The following is a 25,094-nucleotide window of genomic DNA, read 5'->3' as shown; positions in this document are numbered from 1 at the left end:
AGCCCGGGGCAGGGGCGTAACGTGATCCGATCATCAACTCGTCGTGGAGCGACCATGGGCACCCAAAAACCTGACGCTCGCGGGCAGGATCAGCGCGAGCAGATCGAGGATTCGATGAAGAAGGCGACCGAACAGGAGCCGGAGAACTTCAAGGACAAGGCCACCGACGAGAAGAAGGTCGAGATCGGTCCGGAGATGCAGCAGGCGCCGATCAAGGGCATCGACGCACCCGAGCGGCCCGGAAGCGGCCGGTGAGGCTGCGCCTCTCGGCGGCCCTGGCCGCGGCCTTGCTGATGGGCGCGTGCGCCGTCGCCGGGCCGCGCGACATCCCCAACGGCAGCAGCTCCGCATCGGTCATCGGGCGCATGGGCCCGCCCAGCGCCGAGCATGTGGCCGCGTCCGGCGGTCGCCGGCTCGAGTACACCGGCGGCACCTTCGGCCGGTTCACCTGGATGTTCGAGTTCGATGCGGGCGACCGCCTCGTGAACGCCGAACAGGTGCGCGACGAGCCGCACTTCAACGCGATCCAGGCCGGCATGGGCTCACGCGAAGTGCTGGCGCGCATCGGCCGGCCCTCGACCACCTGGCCCCTCTCGCGCCAGCGGCAGATCGTCTGGTCGTATCGCTACGACTCGCCGTTCTGCCAGTGGTTCATGGTCGGCATGGGCATGGACAACCGGGTCGTCGACACGGCGTACGGGCCGGATCCGATCTGCGACGACGACGACTTCCTGCGCCTCAGATCCGTGAGGTGACGTGGCACGCTGGGCTTCGACAAGCTCAGCCCGAACGGAGGGGCTCAGCCCGAACGGAGGGGTTCAGCCCGAACGGTGGGCCCCCGCCACCGTTCGCCCTGAGCTTGTCGAAGGGCCGCTTGAAAGTGCCTGTCCCCGTCAGCGATCCACCACGTCGATGAGCGAGGCCTCCAGCGCCACCGGGCCCTTCGCGACCTGCGAGAAGGCGTCGCGGATGTCGTCGAAGGTGCCCAGGCGGATGTCCTCGAAGTCGCCCCAGCGCAGCTGCGGCGGCAGCTCGTTGTAGACCTCGCGCTCGGTGGCGAGGCAGCCGACCGCCTGCTGGCGCACGCCGTCGGCACCGGCCGCCACCTTGAACCCCTGTGCGCCCGGCAGCACCATCGGCGTGTTGGCCTCCACGCGCGGGTCGCGCGCGAAGCGATTCGGAAAGATGCGCTGGATCTTGCCGCTCGACGGACTTTGCACGTAGCAGTACACGTAGGCCGGCTGCGCCGCGGTCACCGTCAGCTCGATGGGGTCGCCCTTGCGATAACTCGTCTTCGACAGCTTGACGGCGAGCTTCAGCTCCTTGGCCTGCGCCGCGGCAGCTTCGCCTTGGGCATCGGCCGTCTTCTCGGCAGCGAACGGCTTGGCGGGCGGCTTGGGAATGGGGCGCAGCAGGAACGCGCGCAGCGTGGCGAGGCCGGGCTCGCCCTCTTCCTTCAGGCCCAGAGCGCGGCGGTGCGCGGACAGCGCTTCGGTGTAGGCCGCGTTGGCCTTGCCGTCGGCGGGGCCGTCGTAGAACCGGCGAAAGCGCAGCTGCTCCTGGAAGAAGCGCACCAGCTCGGGCGTGCCCTCCATCGACAGGAACCAGTCCTCCACCTCGCGCTGGACGTCGGGATGGTTCTCGTCGATGCGCAGGCAGCTCCAGTACGGCAGGCGCAGCAGCTTGCCGGTGAGCTCGATCGAGGCGAGCTCGACCATGTTGCGCAGCGACTGCGCCACGCCTTCGCTGCGCGCCACCGCGAAGCTGAAGTTGAGGCTCCCGTTGCGGATCTGCGCCAGGCCGTCGCCGGCGCTGGTCTCTTCCTTGGTCACGACGACGGTGTTCTTCGAGCTGGCCCCGGGCACCAGGCTCAGGTCGGCCGTGGTCACCACGCTCGCGTCGAAGCCCAGCACCGAGGCCTGGCGGCTGTGGGCGCCGCGCAGGCCGAACAGCGTGCCCAGCGTCACGCCCAGGCCCGCCTGACGGCGCTCGACGTCCTCGTCGAACTGCGTGATGGAGCCGCGAATGTCGTATTGCGGCACCACCTTGAAGTCATTGAGCCGCTGCGCAATCGACAGCAGCTGCACCACGTTCTGGTTGTCCTGGCCGAAGGTGACCAGGCGCACGCCGCGGCTGCGCCGCGTCATGTCGGCAAAGGCCGAGACCATCATGTCGCGCGTTCCGGCGCCGAGGCGGCGCGACTGGTCCTGCATCTCCTCGATCATCACGCTGACGTCGCGCACGCCGAAGCGGTAGAGCAGGTCGTCCATGCAGCGCAATCCATCCGCGAAGGGCGTGACGTTGCGCTGCGGGGTCGCCTTCGGTCCCGTGGCGGCGGGCTGGACGACGACGGCGGGCGCCTGCGCGGTGCGCGGCGGGTTGGCGGCGCAGGCGCTCAGGACGAGCGCCGCCGCGAGGGTCAGGGGGAACTTCGACATGTAGGCTCCTGCGGCGGCGGCTCGCGCCGCCGGCGTCGTGGTCAAGGCTCAGGGCAGCGTGCGCGACAGCAGGGGCAGATCCAGCACCGGCCGGTCGAGCTCGAGGGGCTGCAGCGTGAAGCTGGGCGCGGCGATCGGGAAGGTGAACAGCGTGATGTCGACCTTCACGGTGTCTTCCGCGCCGATGCCGCCGTTGACGACCAGCGTCGAGACCGAGCTCGAGTCGACACCGTCGGTGCCCAGGCCGAGGAAAGTTTCTTCCTGGCGCTCGGCGGCTTCGCGCGCCAGCACGGCCTTGGTGTTGTTGACCGCGACGAACACGAAGTCCTGGCCGTTGATCAGACCGGTCAGCGGATCGTTGGAGCTGAGCGCGATGCCGTTGTTGCGCAGGCAGACGTCGCGGCCGTTGGTCGCGTCGCCCGGGATGCCGGGCACGCGCACGCGCTTGATCGGGAACAGCGGATTGCTGCACTCGAGCGCCACGCGGCGCACCGTGGCCTTGGTGCACTTCATCTTGCCGGCCGCGAACTGCGCCGTGTAGCCGCTGCGGCAGATCATGCCGTCGTCAGGGGATGCATGGCTGATGGCCGGCGCGGCGATGCCGGCACCCGCGACGACGGCGGCCGCGATGCCTTTGGCGAGGAGGAGGGTCTTGAGGGCTTTCATGGTGTTGGAACTCCGAAGTGGAAAAGGTCGATGGGTTGCTCGTGCCGTCTCGCGCTGGTGGATTCGCTCGCGGCACGCCCTCACTTTCGAAACCTTGTCGATTTCGGACACACGCCCCCGTGATGCATTGCGCACGGCGCGCGGCCTGGCCCCTAGTCCGAAGGATGGCCACGCCGGCGCAGCGTGACCTTGTTCACGATGTTGATGTCGGGTTGGGTCTGGCCTACATTGGCTCTCCCGCTTGAACGCGAAGGAGCTCGTCATGCCGATCCGTACCGCATCGCTGCACCGCCAGATCGAGAAGAACGGCGCGCGGCTTCACCGTGCGATGCAAGACCGCATCCACTCGCACGGCGCCGACGATCCGCCGTCCGAGCAGGAACAGGTGCTGATGGAAGAGCGCCGGATCCTCAAGGAAGCCCAGGCGACGCGGCATGCCCAGGCGCTGCAGCCCAAGCCCAAGGCCGCGAAGATCGTGAAGGAAGCGCGGCCGGCGAAGGAGCCCAAGGCGCCCAAGCCGCACAAGGAGAAGGCCGAGAAGGCACCCAAGGCGGCGAAGCCGGCCAAGGACCACATCACGCGCACCGAGAAGGCGGCGAAGAAGGCCGAGGCGGTGGCGGCGGCGAAGAAGGCGGCGAAGAAGTCCGCGAAGCCGTAGGCGAGATGAATTCGGCGACGCCGCGAGCCGGCTAGAGGTCGAGGACCAGCCGCTTCGACTTCGACCGCGAGCAGCAGGGCGTGAACTGGTCGTTCGCGGCCTGCTCCTGCGGCGTGAAGTACAGGTCCTTGTGGTCCGGCTCGCCCTCGAGCACGCGCGTGATGCAGGTGCCGCACACGCCCTGCTCGCACGAGGTCTGCACCTCGATGCCCGCCGCGGCCAGCGCCTGCACCACGGTCTGGTCCTTGGGCACGACGACGATGCGGCCCGAGCTGGCGATCTGCACCTCGAAGCTCTCGTCGCTGGCGGAAGGTCCCACGTCGGCGGAAAAGAACTCGTAGTGCAGCTGCGGTTCGGGCCACCCGGCCGCGCGCGCCGTGCTCAGCACGGCGTCGATGAAGCCCTTGGGCCCGCACACGTAGAGGTGCGTGCCGGCCTCGGGCTGGGCGAGCCGCCCCGCGATGTCGAACTTCTGCGCCTGCGGCCCGTCGTCGAAGTGGAACTGCACCCGCGGCGCGTAGCGCGAGCCGGCGATGCGGTCGTGAAACGCCGTGCGGTCGCGCGATCGGGTGCAGTAGTGCATCTCGAAGTCGGCGCCGGTCACTGCCAGCCGCTCGGCCATGCACAGGATGGGCGTCACGCCGATGCCGCCGGCCAGCAGCAGGCTGCGCCGCGCTTCGTGCGCGAGCGGGAAGTGGTTCTTCGGGCCGCTGATCGTGACGAGGTCGCCCACTTGAATGCGGTCATGCATGCCGGCCGAGCCGCCGCGCGTGGCGGGGTCGCGCAGCACCGCGATCTGGTAGCGGTGGCTTTCCGCCGGGTCGTTGCACAGCGAGTACTGGCGCGTGAGGCCCTCGGCCACGTTCACGTCGATGTGCGAGCCCGCCGAAAACGAGGGCAGCGGCTTGCCGTGGGCTTCCACCAGCTCGAAGCTGCAGATGTCGATCGCCTCGACGGTCTTGGACGCGACGCGAACCTGCAGGCCTGCCGTCACGTTGGTCATGCTGCCGCCTTGACGTCGGCGCCGCGCTCCGCCGCAATGAGCCGCTCCAGCACCTTGCGCGCCTGCACGCCGCCGGCGTCGATGTTGAGCTTGAGCAGGCTGCGCTCGGGCCAGGCAAGCAGGTTGCGCTGCTGCCGCTCCAGCATCTCCAGGTCCTCGCCGAAGATCTTGCCCTGCCCTTCCCGGATGCTGGCGGTCAGCGCCTTGTCCTTCGGGTTGAAGCTGCGCGCCATGCCCCAGAAATACCAGATGGAGGTCTCGGTCTCGGGCGTGATGAAGTCGACCACGATGCTCGACGCCTTGTCCTTCGGATCGGCGTCGTAGCCACCGCGGCCGGCGAGCGCGACGCCCACTTCGATCATCACGTGGCTGGGCGGCGTGAAGCGGCAGATCTGCCAGCGGTCGACGGGCTGGTCGTCGGGCAGGTGATTGCCGCGCAGCGCCATCTTCCAGAACGGCGGCGCCATGATGTTCTCCATGAAACGCGAGGTGATCACCTCCTCGCCCTCCGTCCTCGTCGCGGGCAGCGCCTCGTCGATTTCCTTCTGCCCGATGCTGGTCGAGTGCACGTAGGTCTCGTGCGTGAGGTCCATCAGGTTGTCGATCATCAGCCGGTAGTCGCACTGGATGTGGTACAGCCCGCCGCCGTAGGCCCACTCGGGGTTGTCGGCCCATGGCAGCGGGTGGATCCTGGCGGGGTCGGCCTGGGCGGCGTCTCCCGCCCACACCCACACGAAGCCGTGGCGCTCGACCACCGGGTAGCTGCGGATGCACGGAAAGCCGCGCACGCGCTGTCCCGGCATCGCGATCGTTCGACCGTCGCAGCCCATCTCGAGGCCGTGGTAGCCGCAGACCAGCTTGCCTTCGACCACCCGGCCCAGCGACAGGGGCGCACCGCGGTGCGGGCAGAAGTCCTCGAGCGCGGCCACCACGCCGTCGGGCCCGCGGTAGAAGACGATCTGCTCGTTGCAGATGCGCCGTCCCAGCGGCTTGTCGTCGATCTCCTGCGGCGTGCACGCCACGTACCAGGCGTTCTTCGGGAACATCGTGCGGTCTCCGTTCTTGCGTGTATTGGATCCAATCTACGGAGGGCAATTATGCCGCTACCCATGAACGCGTGCCACAATATCCGCACGATTGGATCCAATTTATGGACACACGAACCAGCGATTCCGGCGGTGTGGTGGCCACGCTGCGCAAGCTGATCATCGAGGGCCACTACCCCGCGGGGGCGCGGCTGGCCGAGATTCCGGTGGCCGACGCGCTCGGCGTGTCGCGCACGCCGGTGCGCATCGCGTTCCGCACGCTGGCGCAGGAGGGGCTGCTGCAGCCGGCCGGCAAGCGCGGCTTCGTGGTGCGCGCCTTCTCCGAGCACGACGTGCAGTGCGCGCTCGAAGTACGCGGCGTGCTCGAGGGCCTGGCCGCACGGCGTCTCGCCGAGCGCGGCATGACCGAGGACGTGCGCGAGGCGCTTCAGGCCAGCGTCGACGGTGGCGCGCGCCTGCTGGCCAAGGGCCACATCACGGCCGACGACATCGGGGCGTGGGGCCGTCTCAACAACAGCTTCCACCGCACCATCGTCGAAGCCACCGACAGTTCGGTGATCGCCGACGCGATCGCGCGCAACAACCACCTGCCGTTCGCCTCCGCCGACTCCATCATCATCGACACGCAGGCGCTGGACCGGGAGTACGAGAAGCTGCGCTTCGCCCAGCTCCAGCACCAGCTCGTGTTCGAGGCGCTGGAGCAGCGCGAGTCGGCGCGGGTCGAGATGCTGATGCGCGAGCACGCGTACATCGGGCTGCGCTACGGAAAGCTGTTCGGGTTGAAGTGATGGCGGCTCGCGCTGCCTTCACGCCGATCCTTCCAGCACCACCTGCCCGCGTCCCACCCCCTTCGCGCGGTACAGCATCGCGTCGGCCCGCCCGATCAGCGCCGACCATTCGCCGTCCCCCGGCTGCTTCAGCGCGATGCCGACGCTGGCGCCGATGCGGATGTCGCAGCCGTCGATGCGAAAGGGCCTGCGCGCCGCACGCAGCACCTTGGCGGCGACAAGCCGCGCGTTCGACGGGTCGCGCAGTCCCGGCAGCACGAGTGCGAACTCGTCGCCGCCGATGCGCGCGACCGCGTCGCCAGGCCGTGTGCCGTTCTTCAGGCGCAGGGCGAAGATGCGCAGGAGCTCGTCGCCCACCACATGGCCGTGGCTGTCGTTGACGGCCTTGAAGCGGTCCAGGTCCACGTAGAGCAGCGCGGCGACGCTGTCGCGCTCGGCGGGGCTGCGGGCGAGCTCGCCCAGCCTCTGCTCGAAGCCGGCCCGGTTGAGCAGCCCCGTCAGCGGATCGCGCAGCGCGAGCTGGAGCAGCCGCATCTCCTCGTGCTTGCGCTCGGTGATGTCCTGCACCATCACGAGCACGCTGCTCACGCTGCCGTCGGCGGCATGCTGCGGGATGCAGGTGAACTCCTGCCAGCGGGCGTCCTCGTTCACCGTGCGCAGCCGTTCGAAGCGCAACCGGCGGCCGTCCAGCGCCTGCGCGAGGTGCGGCGAGACCTGCGCGTACTCCTGCTGCCCCAGCACCTCCTCCAGCCCGGCGCCGGCCAGGTCGTCCCGGCTGCGCTGCTTGGCCTGCTCGTACGCGGCGTTGGTGAAGCGCAGGCGCCGCGCGCGGTCGACGACGGCGATCTGCACCGGCAGCGCATCGGTGAGCTCGCGCAGCATCTCCTCGTTGCGGCGCAGCGCCTCGCGGGCGGCCGATTCCGCGGAGATGTCGCGCAGCACGGCCGAGAAGCCCTCCAGCCGCCCCTGCGGATCGCGATGAGCGAGGACCATGTGGCGCACCGGGAACTCGCTGCCGTGGGCATCGCAGGCGGCGCTCTCGCCCGTCCACACGCTCTGCGCCGACACGAAAGGCCGCATGTCGTTCGCCAGGCGCTCCACCTCGCGCAGCGGAAGGAAGTCGACGGCCAGCTGGCCGTCCAGCGGCTCGCCCGCCTCCAACCCCAGCCGGCTGCGGGCCGCGGCGTTCAGGTAGGTCAGCCGGCCTGCCGGATCGGTCTGCACGACCAGATCGGTGTTGGCGTCCAGAAGCGCCGTCAGCGACCGCGGGACCGTCCCGGCCGGCGGACCCGCATCCCAGCCGGCGAGCAGCCAGGCGGCGCCGAAGCCCACGAGCGCCCCCAGCGCCAGCGCCAGCATCGTGATGTCGATCATCAGCGCCAGATGCAGTCCGGCGCCGGCGGTCGCGCGCGCCGGCCCGGCCGGCATCGACACCCACGCCATGGCGCCGATGAGCGCCGCGGCCAGCCCGGCGCCGGCCAGCATCAGTCCCCGGCTTGCGCCGCCTGGCTCCGTCATCGCACGGCCCCGCGGGGTCAGGCGCCGTGGCCGGCGAGGCGGAAGACCGCCACCGACTCGAGCAGCCGCGCGCCGTGCGTCTTCAGGCTCTCGGACGCCGCGCTCGCTTCCTCGACGAGCGCCGCGTTCTGCTGCGTGGTCTGGTCGAGCTGCGCCACCGCAAGGTTGATCTGCGAGATGCCTCCGCTTTGTTCGACGGTCGCCGCGCTGATCTCGTTCATCAGGTCACTGACGCGGCGAACCCGCGACACGATGTCGTCCATCGTGCGCCCGGCATCGGCCACCAGCCTGGAGCCGTCGTCGACCCTGGAGACGCTGGCGCCGATGAGGCCCTTGATCTCGCGCGCCGCGGTGGCGCTGCGCTGGGCGAGGTTGCGCACCTCGGCCGCCACGACGGCGAAGCCCTTGCCGTGCTCGCCGGCCCGTGCGGCTTCGACCGCGGCGTTCAACGCGAGGATGTTGGTCTGGAAGGCGATGCCGTCGATGACGGCGATGATGTCGGCGATCCGGCGGCTCGCCTCGCTGATGTCGGCCATCGTCGCGACGACCTGCTGCACCACTTCGCCGCCCTCGACGGCCGCCTGCGATGCGCCGGCGGCGAGCTGGTTCGCCTTGCTCGCGGTGTCGGCATTGTTCTTCACCGCCGAGGCCATCTGCTCCACCGACGCGGCCGTCTGCTGCAGGCTGGAAGCCTGCTCCTCGGTGCGCGAGCTGAGGTCGAGGTTGCCTTGGGCGATCTGGCTGGACGCGCTGGCCACCGACTGCGCGCCGCTGCGCACCTCGCCGACGACGTGCAGCAGCGCGGCCTGCATCCGGGCGATGCCGGCCAGGATGCTCGATCGGTCCCCGTCCCGGGTGGTGACCGCGGTGGACAGATCGCCCTGGGCGATGCGCGCCACCACCGTGCCGACGGCGGCCGGCTCGCCGCCGATCACGCCGGTGATGTAGCCGGTGATGACGACCGCCAACGCCATGGCGGCCAGCAGCGAAAAGGCGGCCACCCCGATCAGCCAGGCTCGTGCCGAGCTGGCGTCGGCGCGGCTGCGCTCGACTGCCTTCTCGCCGCCCTGCACGGTCAGATCGACCAGCCTGTCGACGAGGTCGAGCGCGTCGTCGAAGCGCTGCAGGCTGCCGCCGAACAGCGCGGCCCTCGCCTCGGCCTGCCGGCCGGCCTGCACCAGGGGGACCAGCGTCTCCTGCTGGTACTGAAGGTAGCGGCTCCAGTTGCGCTCGACCGCGCCCCACAGGTCGCGCTCCTCGGGCGTCGAGATGAGCTTCATGTACGCCGCACGGCGTTCCTCGAGGTGCGCGCTGCGCTGGGCCACGAGCTTGTCGGCCGTCGCCCGCTCGGTGCCGTCGTGGGCGAGCGCCTGCCGCAGGTGGGCCAGGCGCAGCTTCAGCATGTCGGCCTCGACGTCGCCGAGCGTCTCGACGCTGGGCAGCCAGTGGGTGCCCAGGTCGAGCACGTTGGCATTGATGGCAGCGAACCTGTGCAAGGCCACGCCGGCGAGGACCCCCATCAGGACGGCCATCACCGAGAACGCGGCGATCATCTTGGCGCGCAGGGTGAGCTTGCGAATCATGGTGCTGGAAACCTCATCAGACCGACATCGGTAATTTTAATGTTCGATCCAATCAGAACTGATCGATCGAGTGAATATATGTGTCAGTTCTGCCGTATTTCGTTAGACCGGTCACGAGAATTCCCCGGGGCGCCGTTCGCCGCGTGACGCTTAGACTGGCACCCCCCGATGGGCTCGCACATGCAACCGGAAGCGGCATCTCCCGCGGCGCTCACGACCATCCTGACCGTCGACGATCAGCCGGCCAACCTGCGGCTGCTGATGGAATGCCTCGAGCGGCGCGGGCTGCACGTGGTGGTCGCCCTGAGCGGCCAGGAAGGCATCGAGCGAGCCGAGTTCGTGCGGCCCGACCTCATCCTGCTCGACGTGCAGATGCAGGGCCTCGATGGCTTCGAGACCTGCCGCCGCCTGAAGTCCAACCCCGCGACCCGCGACATCCCGGTCATCTTCATGACCGCGGCGAGCGACCCGCGCGACAAGGTGAACGGCTTCGCCGCCGGCGGCGTCGACTACGTGACCAAGCCGATCGACGAGACCGAGGTGCTGGCGCGCATCGACACGCACATCGCGCTGAATCGATTGCAGCGCCAGCTCGAGCAGCAGAACGCACAGCTGCAGCGCGAGGTTTTCGTGCGCGAGGAGGCGCAGGCGGCGCTGCAGCGCTCGAACGTCGAGCTCGAGCAGCTCGCGATCGAGCGCGCGGTGCGTGTCAAGGCCGAAGGCGAGACGGCCGGGCTGCGGCGGCTTCTCGAGGAACGCGACCAGATGCTCGCCGAGCGCGAGGAGCTGCTGAACCTGCTCGCCCACGAGGTGCGGCAGCCGCTGAACAATGCCTCCGCCGCGCTGGAAAGCGCGGCGGCGGCGCTTGCCGCACCCGGCGAGCGTGCGGGCGCCGACGTGCGCAATCCGCTGGTGCGCGCGCGCCAGGTGCTCGACCATGTCATCGGCACGCTCAACAACGCATTGGCCGCGGCGACCATGTTGAGCTCGGGCGCGACCGAGGCCATTGCCGACACCGACCTGGACACGCTGGTCGGCCTGGTGGTGCACGACATCGCACTGGACGAGCGCTCGCGCGTGGCCGTCGAGTCCCGCACCGCCACCCGCACGGTGCAGCTCCAGCCGGTGCTGATGCGCCTCGCGCTGTGCAACGTGCTGGCCAACGCGCTGGCCTATTCGCCGCCCGGTTCGCCGGTGCGCCTGGCCATCAGCGATTCGGAGGATCCGCTGGCCATCGTGTTCGAGGTGTCGGACCAGGGCGACGGCATCCCCCCGAACCTGCTGACCAAGGTCTTCGACAAGGGCACCCGCGGCCGCAACGGCAAGAAGAAGGCCGGCGCCGGGCTCGGCCTTTACATCGTGCGCAAGGTGGTGGGCCTGCACCAGGGCAGCATCGAGATCGTGCCCAACGTGCCGCGCGGTAGCATCGTCCGCCTCTCCATTCCGCAAGGGGTGGCCCCCTAAGGTCTCTCTCGCCGACCCATGCTTCCCTCTACCCTGGCGGTGATCGACGACGACCGCGAGTTCGCGGAATACGTGGCCCAGTACCTGGCGCAGCGCGACGTCGACGTGCGCGTCTTCGGCGACAGCGACGACTTCCTCACCTCGCCCGGCGCATTCGAGTTCGACTTCTACGTCATCGACCTGATGCTGCCCGGCGTCGACGGCGTGGACCTGATCCGGCTCGTGCGCCGCAAGGGGCCGGCGGGCATCGTGGTCGTCTCCGGACGCGTCGGGGCCGACGTGTTCGACTCCGTGCTGCGCGCCGGCGCCGACATGTACATGATGAAGCCCGTGCGCTTCGAGCAGGTCGCGCTCGCGATCGAAGCAGTGCAGCGGCGCGTCGAAGGCAGCCGTGCGCAGGCCGCCGCCTGGCGGCTCGATCGGGCGGCGAAGAAGCTGGTCGCTCCCGACGGCGTGCGGATCGAGCTCAGCGACACCGATCTGGCGGTCGTCGAGTGCTTCGTGTCGGCCGACGGCGCCACCGTGACCCGCGCCACCCTCTGCGCCCGCCTCGGCCGCGACCCGGCCACCGAGGCCGACAACCTGCTGCACGCGGCGATCTATCGGCTGCGCCGGCGCATCGAGCGGGCAACGGCCTCCACGGTGCCGCTGCATTCGGAGCCGAAGGTGGGGTACACGTTCAGAGGCAAGCTCACCGCGGTGTAGGGGCCCGCCCCCTCCCGGGAGCGAGCGGGAGACAGTCAGGTGGCATCGCGCTCCGTGCTGTACCAATCGACGAGATTCGCGATCGCCTTCGACTGGCATTGCTCGGCCAGTCGTGCCAGCCGGTCCGCGAAACGCGCATAGCGCGGGTCCAGCGTTTTCAGGTACTCCGCACGCTCGACGATTGTGCGCATGTTGCCGGTGCGCGCGAGCTGGCGCAGCACGGCCATCTCATGCGGGGGCGGGCCCACCAGCCGCTCGTCGTCGAGATCGACGCCCTCCAGCAAGGGCTCCTCGCCGGCTTCGAAGATCCAGGTCAGCCCCAGCAGATGTCCCATCGTCGCCAGCAACGTGTCATGCGCGATGGGCTTGGCGACGAAGGCGCTCGCTCCGCTGGCACGAGCACGGGCCGCCGTTTCCGGCGTGGCGCTGGCGGATGTGGCGATGACAGGGACGTCGGCAAGCTCGGGCATCAGGCGCATGCGGCGCATGGACTCGAAGCCGTCCATCACCGGCATGGTCAAGTCCATCACGACGATGTCGGGACGTTCGCGCATGGCCACCTCGAGGGCCTGCGCTCCGTCGGCGGCCTCGGCCATCTCGAAGCCCGCCATGCCGAGCGCATCGATGAGCATGGTGCGGTTGTGCACCACGTCGTCGACCACCAGCACGGTGCGCCGGCGCCCCTCGTAGCCGACTGGATCGCCGCGTGCCGTCGACTCCGCGACCGTGGCGTCGGTGGCCGGCACGTCCAGCTCGAACCAGAAGGTGCTGCCGTCGCGCGGCCGGCTGCTCACGTGGATGTCGCCGCCCATCAAACGGATGAGCTGGCGGCTGATCGCCAGCCCCAGGCCCGCGCCGCCTTCGCGCTTCCTGGCCTCGCCCACCTGCTCGAACGGCTGGAACAGCCGTTCGAGCTGCGCCTCGCTCATGCCCGCGCCGCTGTCTCGGACCTCGAAGCGCAGCCGGGCCGGCGACACGCCGTGGCGTTCCTCGCGGCGCACCACGGCCGTGGGCAGCGACTGCACGCTGAGCACGACCTGGCCGCGGTCGGTGAACTTGACGGCGTTGGACAGCAGGTTGAGCAGCACCTGTCGCAGGCGCGTCTCGTCGACGCGCACCGTGGCCGGCAGGCCCGGTGCCGGCCGCAGGCTGAACAGCAGGCCTTTTTCCTCGGCCTTCACACGCACGATGTCCGACAGCACCTGCAGGAAAGTCGACAAGTCGACCTCGGTGGGGAACAGCTCCAGCTTGGCGGCATCGATGCGCGCCAGGTCGAGGATGTCGTTGATCAGCGCGAGCAGGTGCTGGCCGCTCTCGTCGATGATGCGCAGGCCCCGCGCCTGGCGCTCGCTGAGCGAGCGATCGCGCTGCAGCAGCTGCGCGAAGCCGAGGATGCCGTTGAGCGGCGTGCGCAGCTCGTGGCTCATCTGCGCGAGGAAGTCGCTGCGCTGCCGCGCCAGCCGCTCGGCCTCGGCGAGCGCCGCCTCGCGCGCCGCCTCGGCGGCCTTGCGGTCGCTGATGTTGCGCGCCACGCCGACCGTGCCGAGCACGGTGCCGTCCTCGTCGATCACCGGCGCCTTGTAGGTCTCCACCCAGGTCTTGCGGTCTCCGTCGATCACCGGCTCTTCCACCGTCTTGCGGGTGCGCGACGCCATCACCTCGGCGTCGTCGGCGCGGTACGCATCGGCCAGCTCCTTCGGCCACAACTCGGTGTCGGAGCTGCCGACGAGGGCCTCCACCGGCATCCCGACCGCGTCGGCGGTCGCCTGGTTGACGGCGAGGTAGCGGCTTTGCGTGTCCTTCAGCCAGGCCCACATCGGCAGCATGTCGATGAGCGTGCGCAGGTAGCGCGCCTGCTGGCGCAGCTCGGAGGTGCGGGCCTGCACGCGCTGCTCCAGGCTCGCGTTGAGCGCTCGCACGTCGCTCTCCGACTGCTGCAGCTTGACGTTCAGCGACTGCAGCTCGCGATGCGATGCGCGCAGGCGCACCATGAAGAGCGCCGCTGCGGTCAGCAGCAGCACGACGCCCCCGAGCACGGTCCACAGCCAACGCTGCTGCAGCTCGCGCTGGTTGAGCTGCGCGGTCTGCTGCTCGTTGCGCCGCGTGAGCTCGTTGATCTCGCGCTGCTTGCTCTCGGTCTCGTAGCGCTTGGTCAGCTGGACCATGCGCGTGCTGGCCTTCTCGCGCGCGGCGCGGGTGGTCATCTCGCTGGCTTCGAGCGAGAGCTCGTAGGCGCGCTTGTGATCCCCCTTCGCGGCCGCGATCGCGGCCATGCGCTGCGCGCTGCCGCTCAAGTAGATCGGCAGCGCCAGCTGGCGGGCGACGGCATAGGCCTGCTCGGCGTCGGTGCGCGAAGGTGCCACCTCGCCGAGCGCCTGGTAGATGGAGCTGCGCAGGTTCAGCGCGAACCACAACCCGATCGGGTTCGGGTGCCGGGCGTAGCGCGCGACCGTGCCGTTCATCAGCGCCAGGGCCTCGGCGTGCCGTCCCTGCCGGTTCAGGTTGTCGGCCAGGCCGTACTCGCCGAAGGCCTGCGCGAACGGCGCCCCCATTTCCTGATAGAGCGTGATCGCCTCGCGCAGCAGCCGCTCGCCGGTTGGCAAGTCGCCGGTGGATGCCGCCGCGCCGGCCATGCCGCCCAACGCCAGTCCCTCCATCAGCTTCGACGGCACGGCCTTGGCCTGCAGACGCATCTGGGCATAGTGCTCGCGCGACTCCGCATAGCGGAAGCTCTGCTCGAAGGCGAGGCCCAGGCCGTGGTGGGCGTAGGCCAGCATCAGCGGATGGTTGGTGCGGCGCGCAATCTCCATCGCCTGCAGCGCCACCGCGACCGATTCGTCGAACTGCTCCATCCGGCGGTACATCACCGTGGTGCGAAGCAATGCCTCGCCGAGCAGATCGGGTCGGTCCACGCCCTCGAGGATCGCGAGGCCATGGTTGGTGGCGGTGATCATCGCGTCCATGCGGCCCTGGTTGATCGCGTTCATCACGACGGTCAGGTCTGATTCGGCCTGGCCGATCCGATCGTCGTGCTTCGTCGCGAGGTCGAATGCCTCCTGCGCATGGCGCGCCGCCTCAGTCGTGAGCGCGAGATAGGTCTCGATGCGCGCCAGCAGGTTCAGCGATCGCGCCCGGTCCACGGGTGCGGCGTTGGCGGGCAGCGCGGCATGCAGGCGCTTGGCGTCGGTGTAGGCGCGCGGCGCGTCGTTCTCGGCCAGGATGCGGGTGCGGGTGGCCTCGCCGCGCCAGTCGTCCATCGCGTCGGCGGCCACGGCGACTGCAGCTCCCCAGAGCCAGACCAGCAGCACCAGGCGGGTTGCAAAGGGGGTTCTGGCCATCGTGAAACTTCCCGCGGTCGGCTCAGCATGATGCGCGGGCAAGCGCTTGAACAGAGCGGCAACCCCTTATGGCGAGCATGGGCTGTGCATCGCACCTCAGAACCGGATCGTCGCGCTGAGGCTGAGCTGGCGGTCGTTGAGCCAGTGGCCCTGCGGCCGTGTCTCGACGCCGTAGTAGGCCCCGCGCCGCGTGCGCGTCAGGTTGGTACCCTCGAGCGCCAGCGAAACGCGCTCGCTGGCCTGGTAGCGCAGCGACGCATCGAGCCAGCCGTAGCCGCGCGTGTAGATGGGCAGCGCGCCGATGCCGACCACGTTCGCCAGGCCGCTCAGGAACTTGTCGCGCCAGTTGTAGGCCAGCCGCGCGGACACCTGGCCGCGTTCGTAGATGCCGACGAGGTTGACGCTGTGGCGCGACAGGTTCTGCAGCGGCAGCACGATGCCCAGCGCGTTGTTCGGCGCTTCGCTGTCGATGTAGGTGTAGTTCGCCTGCACGCCGAAGCCGCGCAGCCAGCCCGGAAGGCCGTCGTAGAACTGCTGGTAGCCGAGCTCCACGCCCTTGATGTCGGCGGCATCGCTGTTCTGCGGGCGGCTCACCTGATAGGTCGCGCCGTCGTGCACCTCCGGGCTGCTCACCGTGGTGACGAAGCCGTCGACCTTCTTGACGAAGACCGTCGCGACGACCGAGGTGGCGGGACCGAAGTAGCGCTCGGCGGCGATGTCGAAGTTGTCCGCACGCACCGGCTTGAGCGACGGATTGCCGGAGCCGCCCTGGTTGAGCGACGGATTGATCGGATTGGGCACCAGCGTCAGCGACGGCGAGAGCTGATCGAAGTTGGGTCGCGTGAGCGTCTTCGAGGCGGCTGCGCGAAGCACCCAGCCCGGTGCCGGACGCCAGCGCAGGTTCACGCTGGGCAGCCAGTCGGTGTAGCGGCTGCCGATCGCGATGGGGCCCACGCCGCCGCTCGCCGGCAGCGACTGGCTGCCGGTCACGGCCTCGCGGGTGCGCACCATCCGCAAGCCGACATTGCCGTCGACGGGCAGGCGCGCCGCCTGGAACTCCACCATCGCATGGGCGGCATCCGTCTGCTCCTCGATGGTCCACAGGCTGAGCGGGTTGGCAGCCGCCGGGATGGGTGCCGTGATGCCGAAAGCCTCGCGCAGTCCCGCGGCGTCGCGTGCGGTGGCGAGGTTGCCGACGAGAAAGTCGTGCAGGCTCGGCGAGCCGACGCCCGGAAAGAACCGGTAGGGATTCGGCATCACGAACGACGGGCGGTCGGCGGCCGTCAGGCCCGTCACCGCCGCGTCGGCGAAGATCAGGCCAGGTGCATTCGAAGCGCCGCGCCGGGCGTGGCGCACGCCGGCCGACAGCCTCCTGATCCAGCCCTCCTCCACGCGCAGCTGCGCATCCACCCGGAACGCGGTCAGATCGCCTTCGAACGGCCGGGTCCGGTACGCGAGGCCGGTGTAGCGCAGCGCCGAAGGGTCCAGCAAATCGGTGCCGGTGACCTGCGTGCCGGGGACGCCGCCCGACAGGTCGTGGGTGAACTCGCCTGCCGTTGCCGCGAGGAAAGGACCGCTGAAGAACAGGTGGTTGAAGCTCGTGGTGCGGCTCAGGTCCGCTTTCAGCGTCAGCGCATCGCGGGTCCAGATTCCGCCGACCGCCGCCTGCCTGGTGCGGTCCACCGTGTCGCGGGCGAAGCTCAGGATGGACATCGGCACCTGGGTCCACGTGATGCTGCGCAGGTCGTCGGTCCCCGGGAAGAGCGTGACGCTGCCGGGCACGAAGGCCGGCGCGGCGGCCGGGCAGGCCGGACGCTGGCACGGCACCACGCCGACCTGATGCGATTCCTGGTCGGTGCGCAGCTCGGCATGGCTGGCCTCGCCGTAGAGCTCGAGCGCCGGCGACGGTCGCCACTGCAGCGCGACATGGGCCGCGGTGCGCTTGCGCTCACCCACGCTGGTGGTCTCGCTGGTCCCGTTCGGCGCCCTCACCGTGCGGCCGGCGACCAGATCGTTCAGCGCGACCGGCTCGCCGGTGCCCTTCTGGTCTTCGCGGAACGCCCTGCGCTGCACCGACAGGTTGACCAGCGCACCGAATTCGCCGGCACCGGCAAGCGCCCATCGCTGACTGGCGAGCAGCGAGAGCTGAGGCTCGCTGCTTCCCGCGAGATCGCCGTGGATGAGTCGCGCCGAGGCGAGGGCCTGCCGGCCGGCGAAATCGAAGGGACGACGCGTGCGCAGGTCGATGATGCCGCCGAGCCCGCCTTCGAGCTGCGCCGCCGACGAGGTCTTGTAGACATCGATGCCCGCCACCAGCTCGGCCGCGATGTCCGCGAAGTCGAAGTTGCGGCCGGTGCCCGCGGTGAACACCTCGCGGCCGTTGAGCAGTGTCTCCATCTGCGTCAGGCCGCGGATGGTCACCGTGCCGCCCTCGCCGCGATCGCGCGTGATCTGTACGCCGGTGACCCGCTGCAGCGCTTCGGTGACGCTGAAGTCGGGCAGCTTGGCGATGTCGTCGGCCACCACCGCGTCGACGATCTCGAGCTTGTCCTGCTTGATCTGCTGGGCGCCGGCCAGGCTGGCGCGAGCGCCGGTGACGACCACCCTCGGCAGCTCGGCATCGGCCGGCGCCTGCGCGAGCACAACATGGACCCACACGGCGCCGACCACCGCGAATGCCGAACGTGCAGCGCTCGAGCCCATGGTGCAGCCTGTGGTGATACTCCAACCGGCGCCGCATGGTCTTGGGGTTTTCACCCCGACGCGGTGCAGCAGCGCTGCGCACGTGCTGCTGCACGGCAGCGCCGCCGGTCAGACGCGACGATGCCTGGCGACCTTCTGCAGGAGCTCGAGCAGCAGCACGCGTTCGCCTTCGCTCAGATGGCGCAGCACGTCCTGCTCCATCGTCAGCGAGACGGCGTGGGCGCGCCGCGCCAGTTTCTCCCCGGCCGCCGTGAGGTGGATGTTCTGCGCCCGCCGGTCGGTCTCGCTGCGCACCCGCTCGAGCAGCCCCTTGTCGCTCATCTTGTCGAGCAGGATGGTGATGTTGGGGGCCGTCACCGCCAGCGCCTGCGCCAGCTGCTTGCCGGTGATGCCGGGATTGAAGGCGAGCAGCACGAGGATGGTGAACTCCACCGGACGCAGCCGGAGCGGCTCGCCGATGTGCTTGAGGAAGGTGCGCTTCAGCGGGATGTCGGCCTGCACCAGCTGGTAGCCGAGCAGGTGCGACAGGCACGACTGGTCGACGGCGGCAACCGTGGTCTCCTGCTCGGCGGTGTACGGCGAGGTCAGCATGGACGAAGCGGTGCGGCGTTTCGATCAGGTTTCCGGCGTGAACCCCACGCGCTTGACGATCGGCCCCCATGCCGCGTTCTCGTCCTTCACCGCCTTCGCCAGCTCGGCCGGCGTATTGGCAAACGGCTCGAAGCCGAGCTGCGTGAAGGCCTCGGCCACGTCGGGCTGCTGCACGGCGGCGCGGATGGCCGAGGCGGCACGGTTGACCACGTCGGCCGGCGCCTTGCCGGGCAGGAAGAAGCCGTACCACTCCTGCATCTCCAGCGCCTTGAAGCCCTGCTCGGTGTAGGTGGCGACCTCGGGCGTGAAGGCCGAGCGCTTCGGCCCCGAAGTGGCCAGCACGCGCAGCTTGCCGGTCTTGATGTAGGGCAGGTAGTCGCCGATCGGCGACGACATCGACGCCACCTGGCCGCCCAGGAGGTCCTGCAGGCCCGGGGCGGAGCCGCGGTAGGGCACATGGCTCAGCGGCACGCCGCTTTCCTTGGCCAGCAGCATGCCCAGCAGGTGCGGCGGCGAGCCGGCGCCCGGCGTGCCGTAGTTCGCCTGCGTCGGGTTGGCCTTGGCCCAGGCGAGGAAGTCCTTGATGTCCTTCACCGACTCTGGAACACCGGGGCCCACGCCGAAGGCGAAGCTGATGCGGCACGCGGTGCAGACCGGCGTGACGTCATCGATGCCGTAGGGCAGCTTGGTGTAGACATGCGGGTACAGCGTGATCATCGCGGCCGGCGTGAGCAGCAGCGAGGTGCCGTCGGGCGGGCTGCGTCGCAGCTCCTCCACGCCGATGCGCCCACCCGCGCCGGGCTTGTTCTCGACCAGCATGACCTTCGAATAGCCGCCGCGCAGCTTGTCGGCAATCCGGCGGGACACGGCGTCGGTGGTGCCGCCGGCCGGGAAGCCGCAGATGATGCGCGCGTTCTCCAGCGCTTGCGCCAAAGCCAGGCCCGGAAGGGTCGCCGCGAATGCGCCGGCGGCGGTGATGAACTGTCTGCGGTCCATGTCGTCTCCTGTTGTCGTGGGTCTGGGGTCGTGAGGTGGATTTCCAGCTCTAGCGGGGGGCCATGCGCAGTGCGCCGTCGAGACGGATCACTTCGCCGTTGAGGTGGTCGTTGCGCACGATGTGGGCGGCCAGCTCGGCGAACTCTTCCGGCTTGCCCAGCCGCTTGGGGAAGGGAATGGATGCGGCCAGCGACTGCTGCACGTCCTGCGGCAGCTGGTGCAGCAGCGGCGTGAGGAACAGCCCCGGTGCGATGGTCGCGACGCGCACGCCCCATTGCGCCAGGTCGCGGGCGAGCGGCAAGGTGAGCGACACCAGCCCGCCCTTCGAGGCCGCATAGGCCTCCTGCCCGATCTGGCCGTCGTAGGCGGCCACCGATGCGGTGTTGACGATGACCCCGCGCGCGCCGTCCTCGAGCGCCTCGAGCTTGACCATCTCGGCCGCGGCGAGGCGGATCGCGTTGAAGGTGCCGACCAGGTTGACGTCGATCACGCGCTTGAAGTCCTCGATCGGCATCGGCGAGCCGTCCTTGCCGATGACCCGCCTGGCGCCCCCGATGCCGGCGACGTTCATCAGGATGCGCGCCGGTCCGTGCGCCTCGCGCGCGGCCGCCAGCGCCTGCTGCAGGCTCTCGGTCGACGTGATGTCGCAGCGCAGTGCGAGACCGCCTATCTCCCGGGCCACTTGCGCGGCGCCGTCGGGATTGACGTCGAGCACCGCCACCTTCGCGCCCTGGCGCGCCAGCTCGCGTGCGGTCGCGGCGCCGAGGCCGGAGCCGCCGCCGGTCACCAGCGCGGCCGTTCCTTCGAGTCTCATGTCGCTTTCGGCACGATCACGTCGCTGCCGCCTGTATAGAGCGCGTCGACCAGCGCAGCACGCTGCGCCAGCACCGCACGCTGGTTGATGGAGCCCTTGTCGGTGATCTCGCCCTTGTCGATCTGCGGCGGCTCGGCCAGCACATGCGCGCGCGCGACGCGGTTGGCGCTGCCGGTGCCGGCGCGCCATTGGCGGTCGACCAGCTGCTGGAAGAAGTCGCGCACGAGCGGGTGCCGCAGCGCCTCGGCGGCCGGCGCGTCCGCGGCGAGCCCGGCCAGCTTGCGGCATTCGTCGAGCCGCGGGAACACCAGGATTCCGATGTCGTCGCGGTTGAGGCCGGTGACGACGACGTCCTGCACGCAGGGCGCGCCGTCGAGGATGATGCGCGCGCGCAGCGGACCGACGCTGACGAAGGTGCCGGTGGACAGCTTGAAGTCCTCGGCGATGCGGCCGTCGAACAGGAGGCCGCGCTGCGGGTCGCCTTCGTCGACGAGCTTCACCGCATCGCCGGTGCGGTAGTAGCCCTCCTCGTCGAAGGCCTCGGCCGTCTGCTCGGGAGCGCGCCAGTAGCCGGGCATCACGTTGGGTCCGCGAAAGCGGATCTCGGTCTTGTCTTCGACCGGCACCAGCTTCACCTCGACGCCGGGGCACGGCAGGCCGATGTGGCCCGAGCGCACGTCGGTGCCGAGCGCGAAGGTGCACGAGGGCGCCGTCTCGGTCATGCCCAGCCCGGTCAGCATGCGCACCCGCTCGCCGATGGTGCGCTCGGCATGCGCATCGAGCTTGTCCCACACCGCCTGCGACAGGCCGGCGCCGGAGAACATGAAGGCCTTGACGCGGCGAAACAGCGACTCGCGCAGCGTGTCGTCGTGGTCCATCGCGTCGGCGATCTCCTCGAAGCCCTTGGGCACGTTGAAGTAGATCGTCGGCGAGATCTCGCGCAGGTTGCGCAGCGTCTGCGCGATGCCGCCCGCGGTGGGCTTTCCTTCGTCGATGTACAGCGTGCCGCCGTTGTAGAGCGTGATGCCGACGTTGTGGTTGCCGCCGAAGGTGTGGTTCCACGGCAGCCAGTCGACCAGCACCGGCGGCTCGTCCTGCAGGAAGGCGAATGCCTGCCGGATCATCTGCAGGTTGGCGCACATCATGCGGTGCGTGTTGACGACGCCCTTGGGCTGCTTGGTCGAGCCCGAGGTGAAGAGGAACTTGACGATGGTGTCGGGGCCGACGCGCGCATGCGCTGTGTCGCCCTGGACGCCGGGCCGGGTGGCCAGCAGGTCATCGAAGCGCGTCACCGCGCGGCCGTCGAGCTCGCCTTCGGCCAGCACGACTTCCGTCTGCGGCGTGGCCACCGCGGCGATCGCCTTGGCGTAGGCCGGACCCGACGCGAACAGCAGCCCCGGGGTCAGCGTGCCGACGATGTGGCGCAGCTTGCCGTGATCCTGCGAGAGCAGCGAATAGGCCGGCGAGACCGGCGTGTACGGCACCCCCGCCCACATCGCGCCGAGCGCCAGCGTGAGGTGCTCGAGGTCGTTGTCGGACAGGATGACGATGGGCCGGTCGGGCGAGAGATCGCGCTGCGCGAGCGCCTGGCCGACGGCCTTGGCGCGCTCGACCATCTGGGCATAGCTGATCGTGCGCCACGGGCCGCCGTGCTCGCGCTTGGCGACGAAGATTCTCTCGGGTGCTTCGCGCGCCCAGTGCTCGAGGCGGTCGGTGAGCCGATCGGGGAAGGGCTGCAGCGCTTCGGTCGAGCGCAGCACCATGGCGCCGTCCGCGCGTCGCTCGACGCTGGCGGCGAGGCAGCCGCCGACGTGGATGTCGCGGTAGCGCGCCATCACTGGCCCACCTTGCCGGCGCGCCCTTCGAGGAAGGCGCGCATGCGGTCCTTGGCCGAGTCGTCGCCCTGCGCGATCGCGGCCATCAGCGATTCGACGAACAGGCCTTCCGATTGCGCCATCGCCGCGATGCGTGGCAACGCGTGCATCACCGCGAAGTTGGACAGCTCGGCGTTGCGGGCGATCTTGTGCGCCAGCTCGATGCCCTTGGCGAGACCTTCGCCCGGCTCGACCAGGTAGGTCGACAGGCCGACCTGCTGGCCTTCGTCGGCGTTCAGCACGCGGCCGGTGAGCATCATGTCGGCCATGCGCGCGACGCCGATGAGGCGCGGCACGCGCGCAGAGCCGCCGCCGCCGACGAACAGTCCTCGCTGGCCTTCCGGCAGGCCGTAGAAGGTGCTGCGCTCGGCGATGCGGACATGCGCGGCGCTGGCCAGCTCGAGACCGCCGCCCACCACCGCGCCATGCAGCACCGCGATCACCGGCACGCGGCCGAATTGCACCTGCTCGAACGCGGCATGCCAGCTGCGCGAATGCTCGATACCGCCGTGCACGCTGCGATCGCCCAGCTCGGACAGGTCGAGTCCGGCACAGAAGTGCTCGCCTTCGCCGCTCAGCACCACCGCCCGGGTGTCCTGCGGCAGGTTCACGAAGGCTGTGTGGAGCTGGGCGATCAGCTCGTCGCTCAAGGCGTTGCGCTTGGCCGGCCGGTTCAGCCGGATGTGGCTGACCGGTCCCTCGGTCTCGATGCGCAGAAGGTCCAGGGCGGCAAGCACGCCGGCGGGGGGCGTCGGGGTCGATGGCATGGCGTGTGGGGTGTGATTTAGTTAAGTAGCATAATCATCTGCACGATCTATTCATTCAGGGATAACACCAATGTTCCCGATGTGGTGGCATGGATTTTTGTTTCGTACATTAACTAAATGCCAGCCTTGACCATCCGTCCATGAACCTGCAGGACCTGATCGCGATCGACACGCACACGCACCTCGAGGTGTCGTGCCGCAACCCGTTCGACAACTACGGCGAGGAGTTCGACCGCGCGGCCGACAAGTACTTCCGCTCGACGCGCCGGCCGACGATGGACGAGACGATCGCGTACTACCGCGAGAAGCGCATCGGCTTCGTCAACTTCACCGTCGACGCCGAGACGCAGATGGGCCGGCGCCGCATCCCGAACGAGGAGATCGCCGAGGCGGCGCAGAAGAACAGCGACATCATGATTGCCTACGGCAGCATCGATCCGCACAAGGGAAAGTTCGGCGCGCGCGAGGCGCGCAAGCTGATCGAGGAGTACGGCGTCAAGGGCTTCAAGTTCCATCCGACCGTGCAAGGCTTCGAGCCGCAGGACCGCATGGCCTGGCCGATCTACGAGGTGATCAACGAGTACAAGCTGCCGGCCGTCTTCCACAGCGGCCATTCGGGCATCGGCAGCGGCATGCGCTGCGGCGGCGGGCTTCGGCTGCAGAACTCGAACCCGATGCTGCTGGAAGACGTGGCGATCGCCTTCCCCGACATGCAGATCATCGTCGCGCACCCGTCGTGGCCGTGGCAGGACGAGGCCATCTCGCTGGCGATGCACAAGCCGAACATCTGGATCGACCTGTCGGGCTGGAGCCCCAAGTACTTTCCGCCCCAGCTGGTGCAGTACGCCAACACGCTGCTGAAGGACCGCATCCTGTTCGGCAGCGACTTTCCGCTCATCACGCCGGAGCGCTGGCTGAAGGACTTCGACGAGGCGGGGTTCCGCGACGATGTGAAGCCGTTGATCCTGAAGCAGAACGCGGCGAGGTTGTTGGGGTTGGGGGTGTAGGGTGAAGGCTGCCTGTCTTGCGTGATTCGGTGTGACGGGGCCCTGATACCCGGACGGGTTCGACTGATTCAACACCTTCCCACAGGCCACTCCAGGGTCACCGCGCTGTGGGGACTCCGGAAGTGAAATCGCCCTCGATGACATGGCCTCTGCGGCCGTCTCTCAGCGAAACCTCGGGCACGAGGTAGTGCTTGAGATCAGTGCAGCCGACCACCACGACCGACTGGCCAATGTCGATCGTGTCGATCACGCGCCGGACTGCCGGATCGGCACTGGCGATGTCATAGACCGGTACGGCCGTGTCCGCAACCAGCATTACCGACGGTGTCCGGGGGATCAGTGCGACGGCCATGCCGATGACGACCACGGCGGCAATGGCCGCGATGACGGAGGTTCTAGAAGGCATCACGTGCAGAGCGGGCCTCTGGCAGGCTGTACAGCCGATGCCAGCGTCGTCAGCGGGCGGTGCACTCCTTCGACACAAACCGCCGAATGGGCTCGGCCATCTGTCTTCCTTGGATGGCATGCTCCATCACAGCGCGATCGACCTTGAGCGCGATCCCCTGCGGCAAGAGCAGCACTTTCCCATCAGGCCCGGTTTGGTTGAGCAACACCCACACACGCGTGTTCGCCCCATCTCGACCGGGAATTCCCAAAGCATCCAGCCCCGAACCATCGATGTTTTCCTGCAGGACGGGGGTCGCATCCTTGTTCATCCTGTTCTCATATTCGACGCCCTGCAGGACCGCGTAGTACTTCTTGGCCCCCAACTCTCCTTCACTGAAGTCGCTCGAGATGGCCAGATAAAGTCCGCCCACCGCGACAGTCAGCGTCAACAGGACAGCCAACCCATGGAGCCACACGCGGCTCGGCGCGACAACCTTGTTCACTGAGCCTCCATCAATGCGGATCACATCCGGTCTCATGTAGCACCCTCGCGCCCGACCCAGCCTCCACTATGGACAGAAGAACGTCACAGGACTGCCGTTTGACCGGCTCCAGATGGGCGCCGAGTCCAACTCGTATGGGCCCTCGATGACGTATCCCTCTGTTCCATCTCCCAGGCGCACATGGATTGCCGGATATGACTTCAGGTCATCACAACCGAGCACACTTGCGCGCTGACCTGCCGTCA

22 protein-coding genes are annotated in these 25,094 nt (G+C 69.1%); 7 read left to right on the top strand and 15 right to left on the bottom strand.

The window, feature by feature from the left end:
• The first annotated feature begins 54 nt into the window (after positions 1–54).
• Both P7V53_RS07210 and P7V53_RS07205 read left to right on the top strand, forming a co-directional pair.
• Positions 55–255 (top strand): hypothetical protein, encoded by a 201-nt coding sequence (locus tag P7V53_RS07210; RefSeq protein WP_280154805.1) that lies wholly within the window; start codon positions 55–57, stop codon positions 253–255.
• A complete protein-coding gene (locus tag P7V53_RS07205; protein ID WP_280154804.1) occupies positions 252–755 on the top strand; it encodes a hypothetical protein in 504 nt (167 codons plus the stop codon). The genes P7V53_RS07210 and P7V53_RS07205 overlap by 4 nt, the downstream gene beginning before the upstream one ends.
• Before the next feature lie 138 nt (positions 756–893).
• Here the strand turns inward: P7V53_RS07205 and P7V53_RS07200 are convergent, their stop codons facing one another.
• Complete coding sequence (locus P7V53_RS07200; RefSeq protein ID WP_280154803.1) at positions 894–2,438, bottom strand: DUF4384 domain-containing protein; 1,545 nt, start codon at positions 2,436–2,438, stop codon at positions 894–896.
• A 48-nt stretch (positions 2,439–2,486) separates the two neighbouring features.
• Complete coding sequence (locus tag P7V53_RS07195; protein WP_280154802.1) at positions 2,487–3,104, bottom strand: hypothetical protein; 618 nt, start codon at positions 3,102–3,104, stop codon at positions 2,487–2,489.
• Positions 3,105–3,366: 262 nt separating this feature from the next.
• Between P7V53_RS07195 and P7V53_RS07190 the strand changes: the two genes are divergently transcribed.
• Positions 3,367–3,762 (top strand): hypothetical protein, encoded by a 396-nt coding sequence (locus P7V53_RS07190; RefSeq protein WP_280154801.1) that lies wholly within the window; start codon positions 3,367–3,369, stop codon positions 3,760–3,762.
• A gap of 31 nt (positions 3,763–3,793) precedes the next feature.
• On the opposite strand, the gene P7V53_RS07185 is transcribed toward P7V53_RS07190, so the two are convergent.
• Complete coding sequence (locus tag P7V53_RS07185) at positions 3,794–4,765, bottom strand: PDR/VanB family oxidoreductase (RefSeq protein ID WP_280154800.1); 972 nt, start codon at positions 4,763–4,765, stop codon at positions 3,794–3,796.
• On the bottom strand, positions 4,762–5,811 hold the full coding sequence (locus P7V53_RS07180) for an aromatic ring-hydroxylating dioxygenase subunit alpha (RefSeq protein WP_280154799.1): 1,050 nt from the start codon (positions 5,809–5,811) through the stop codon (positions 4,762–4,764). The genes P7V53_RS07185 and P7V53_RS07180 overlap by 4 nt, the downstream gene beginning before the upstream one ends.
• Before the next feature lie 104 nt (positions 5,812–5,915).
• On the opposite strand from P7V53_RS07180, the gene P7V53_RS07175 reads away from it, so the two are divergent.
• Positions 5,916–6,599: a GntR family transcriptional regulator gene (locus P7V53_RS07175; protein ID WP_280154798.1), complete on the top strand. Its 684-nt coding sequence runs from the start codon at positions 5,916–5,918 to the stop codon at positions 6,597–6,599.
• 18 nt (positions 6,600–6,617) lie between these two features.
• On the opposite strand, the gene P7V53_RS07170 is transcribed toward P7V53_RS07175, so the two are convergent.
• A complete protein-coding gene (locus P7V53_RS07170; protein WP_280154797.1) occupies positions 6,618–8,117 on the bottom strand; it encodes a diguanylate cyclase in 1,500 nt (499 codons plus the stop codon).
• Between the two features lie 17 nt (positions 8,118–8,134).
• Positions 8,135–9,700, bottom strand: coding sequence for a methyl-accepting chemotaxis protein (locus P7V53_RS07165; protein ID WP_280154796.1), 1,566 nt, complete (start codon positions 9,698–9,700; stop codon positions 8,135–8,137).
• A gap of 180 nt (positions 9,701–9,880) precedes the next feature.
• Between P7V53_RS07165 and P7V53_RS07160 the strand changes: the two genes are divergently transcribed.
• A complete protein-coding gene (locus P7V53_RS07160) occupies positions 9,881–11,164 on the top strand; it encodes a response regulator (RefSeq protein WP_280154795.1) in 1,284 nt (427 codons plus the stop codon).
• An 18-nt stretch (positions 11,165–11,182) separates the two neighbouring features.
• Entirely contained in the window at positions 11,183–11,869 is a 687-nt protein-coding gene (locus P7V53_RS07155) for a response regulator transcription factor (RefSeq protein ID WP_280154794.1), read from the top strand.
• 35 nt (positions 11,870–11,904) lie between these two features.
• On the opposite strand, the gene P7V53_RS07150 is transcribed toward P7V53_RS07155, so the two are convergent.
• The 7 genes from P7V53_RS07150 to P7V53_RS07120 form a co-directional block, all read right to left on the bottom strand.
• Positions 11,905–15,207, bottom strand: coding sequence for an ATP-binding protein (locus P7V53_RS07150; RefSeq protein WP_280154793.1), 3,303 nt, complete (start codon positions 15,205–15,207; stop codon positions 11,905–11,907).
• A gap of 96 nt (positions 15,208–15,303) precedes the next feature.
• Entirely contained in the window at positions 15,304–17,910 is a 2,607-nt protein-coding gene (locus tag P7V53_RS07145; protein WP_280154792.1) for a TonB-dependent receptor, read from the bottom strand.
• A gap of 108 nt (positions 17,911–18,018) precedes the next feature.
• On the bottom strand, positions 18,019–18,501 hold the full coding sequence (locus P7V53_RS07140) for a MarR family transcriptional regulator (protein WP_280154791.1): 483 nt from the start codon (positions 18,499–18,501) through the stop codon (positions 18,019–18,021).
• Between the two features lie 24 nt (positions 18,502–18,525).
• Positions 18,526–19,497: a Bug family tripartite tricarboxylate transporter substrate binding protein gene (locus tag P7V53_RS07135; RefSeq protein WP_280154790.1), complete on the bottom strand. Its 972-nt coding sequence runs from the start codon at positions 19,495–19,497 to the stop codon at positions 18,526–18,528.
• Between the two features lie 49 nt (positions 19,498–19,546).
• Entirely contained in the window at positions 19,547–20,311 is a 765-nt protein-coding gene (locus P7V53_RS07130; RefSeq protein WP_280154789.1) for an SDR family NAD(P)-dependent oxidoreductase, read from the bottom strand.
• Positions 20,308–22,146, bottom strand: coding sequence for a feruloyl-CoA synthase (locus P7V53_RS07125; protein WP_280154788.1), 1,839 nt, complete (start codon positions 22,144–22,146; stop codon positions 20,308–20,310). The genes P7V53_RS07130 and P7V53_RS07125 overlap by 4 nt, the downstream gene beginning before the upstream one ends.
• On the bottom strand, positions 22,146–22,952 hold the full coding sequence (locus P7V53_RS07120) for a crotonase/enoyl-CoA hydratase family protein (RefSeq protein WP_280154787.1): 807 nt from the start codon (positions 22,950–22,952) through the stop codon (positions 22,146–22,148). Before P7V53_RS07120 ends, P7V53_RS07125 begins: the two co-directional genes overlap by 1 nt.
• Positions 22,953–23,092: 140 nt before the next feature.
• Between P7V53_RS07120 and P7V53_RS07115 the strand changes: the two genes are divergently transcribed.
• Positions 23,093–23,959 carry an amidohydrolase family protein gene (locus P7V53_RS07115; protein WP_280154786.1) on the top strand — a complete coding sequence of 289 codons (867 nt, stop codon included), beginning with the start codon at positions 23,093–23,095 and terminating at the stop codon, positions 23,957–23,959.
• A gap of 97 nt (positions 23,960–24,056) precedes the next feature.
• Here the strand turns inward: P7V53_RS07115 and P7V53_RS07110 are convergent, their stop codons facing one another.
• Complete coding sequence (locus P7V53_RS07110) at positions 24,057–24,326, bottom strand: hypothetical protein (protein ID WP_280154785.1); 270 nt, start codon at positions 24,324–24,326, stop codon at positions 24,057–24,059.
• Between the two features lie 88 nt (positions 24,327–24,414).
• Positions 24,415–24,849 (bottom strand): hypothetical protein, encoded by a 435-nt coding sequence (locus P7V53_RS07105; protein WP_280154784.1) that lies wholly within the window; start codon positions 24,847–24,849, stop codon positions 24,415–24,417.
• Between the last annotated feature and the right edge of the window lie 245 nt (positions 24,850–25,094).

Source organism: Piscinibacter sp. XHJ-5 (assembly GCF_029855045.1).
Lineage (GTDB): Bacteria > Pseudomonadota > Gammaproteobacteria > Burkholderiales > Burkholderiaceae_C > Albitalea.
Note: the sequence above shows the minus strand (reverse complement) of the source record. Positions and strands in the feature narration are given on the sequence as shown.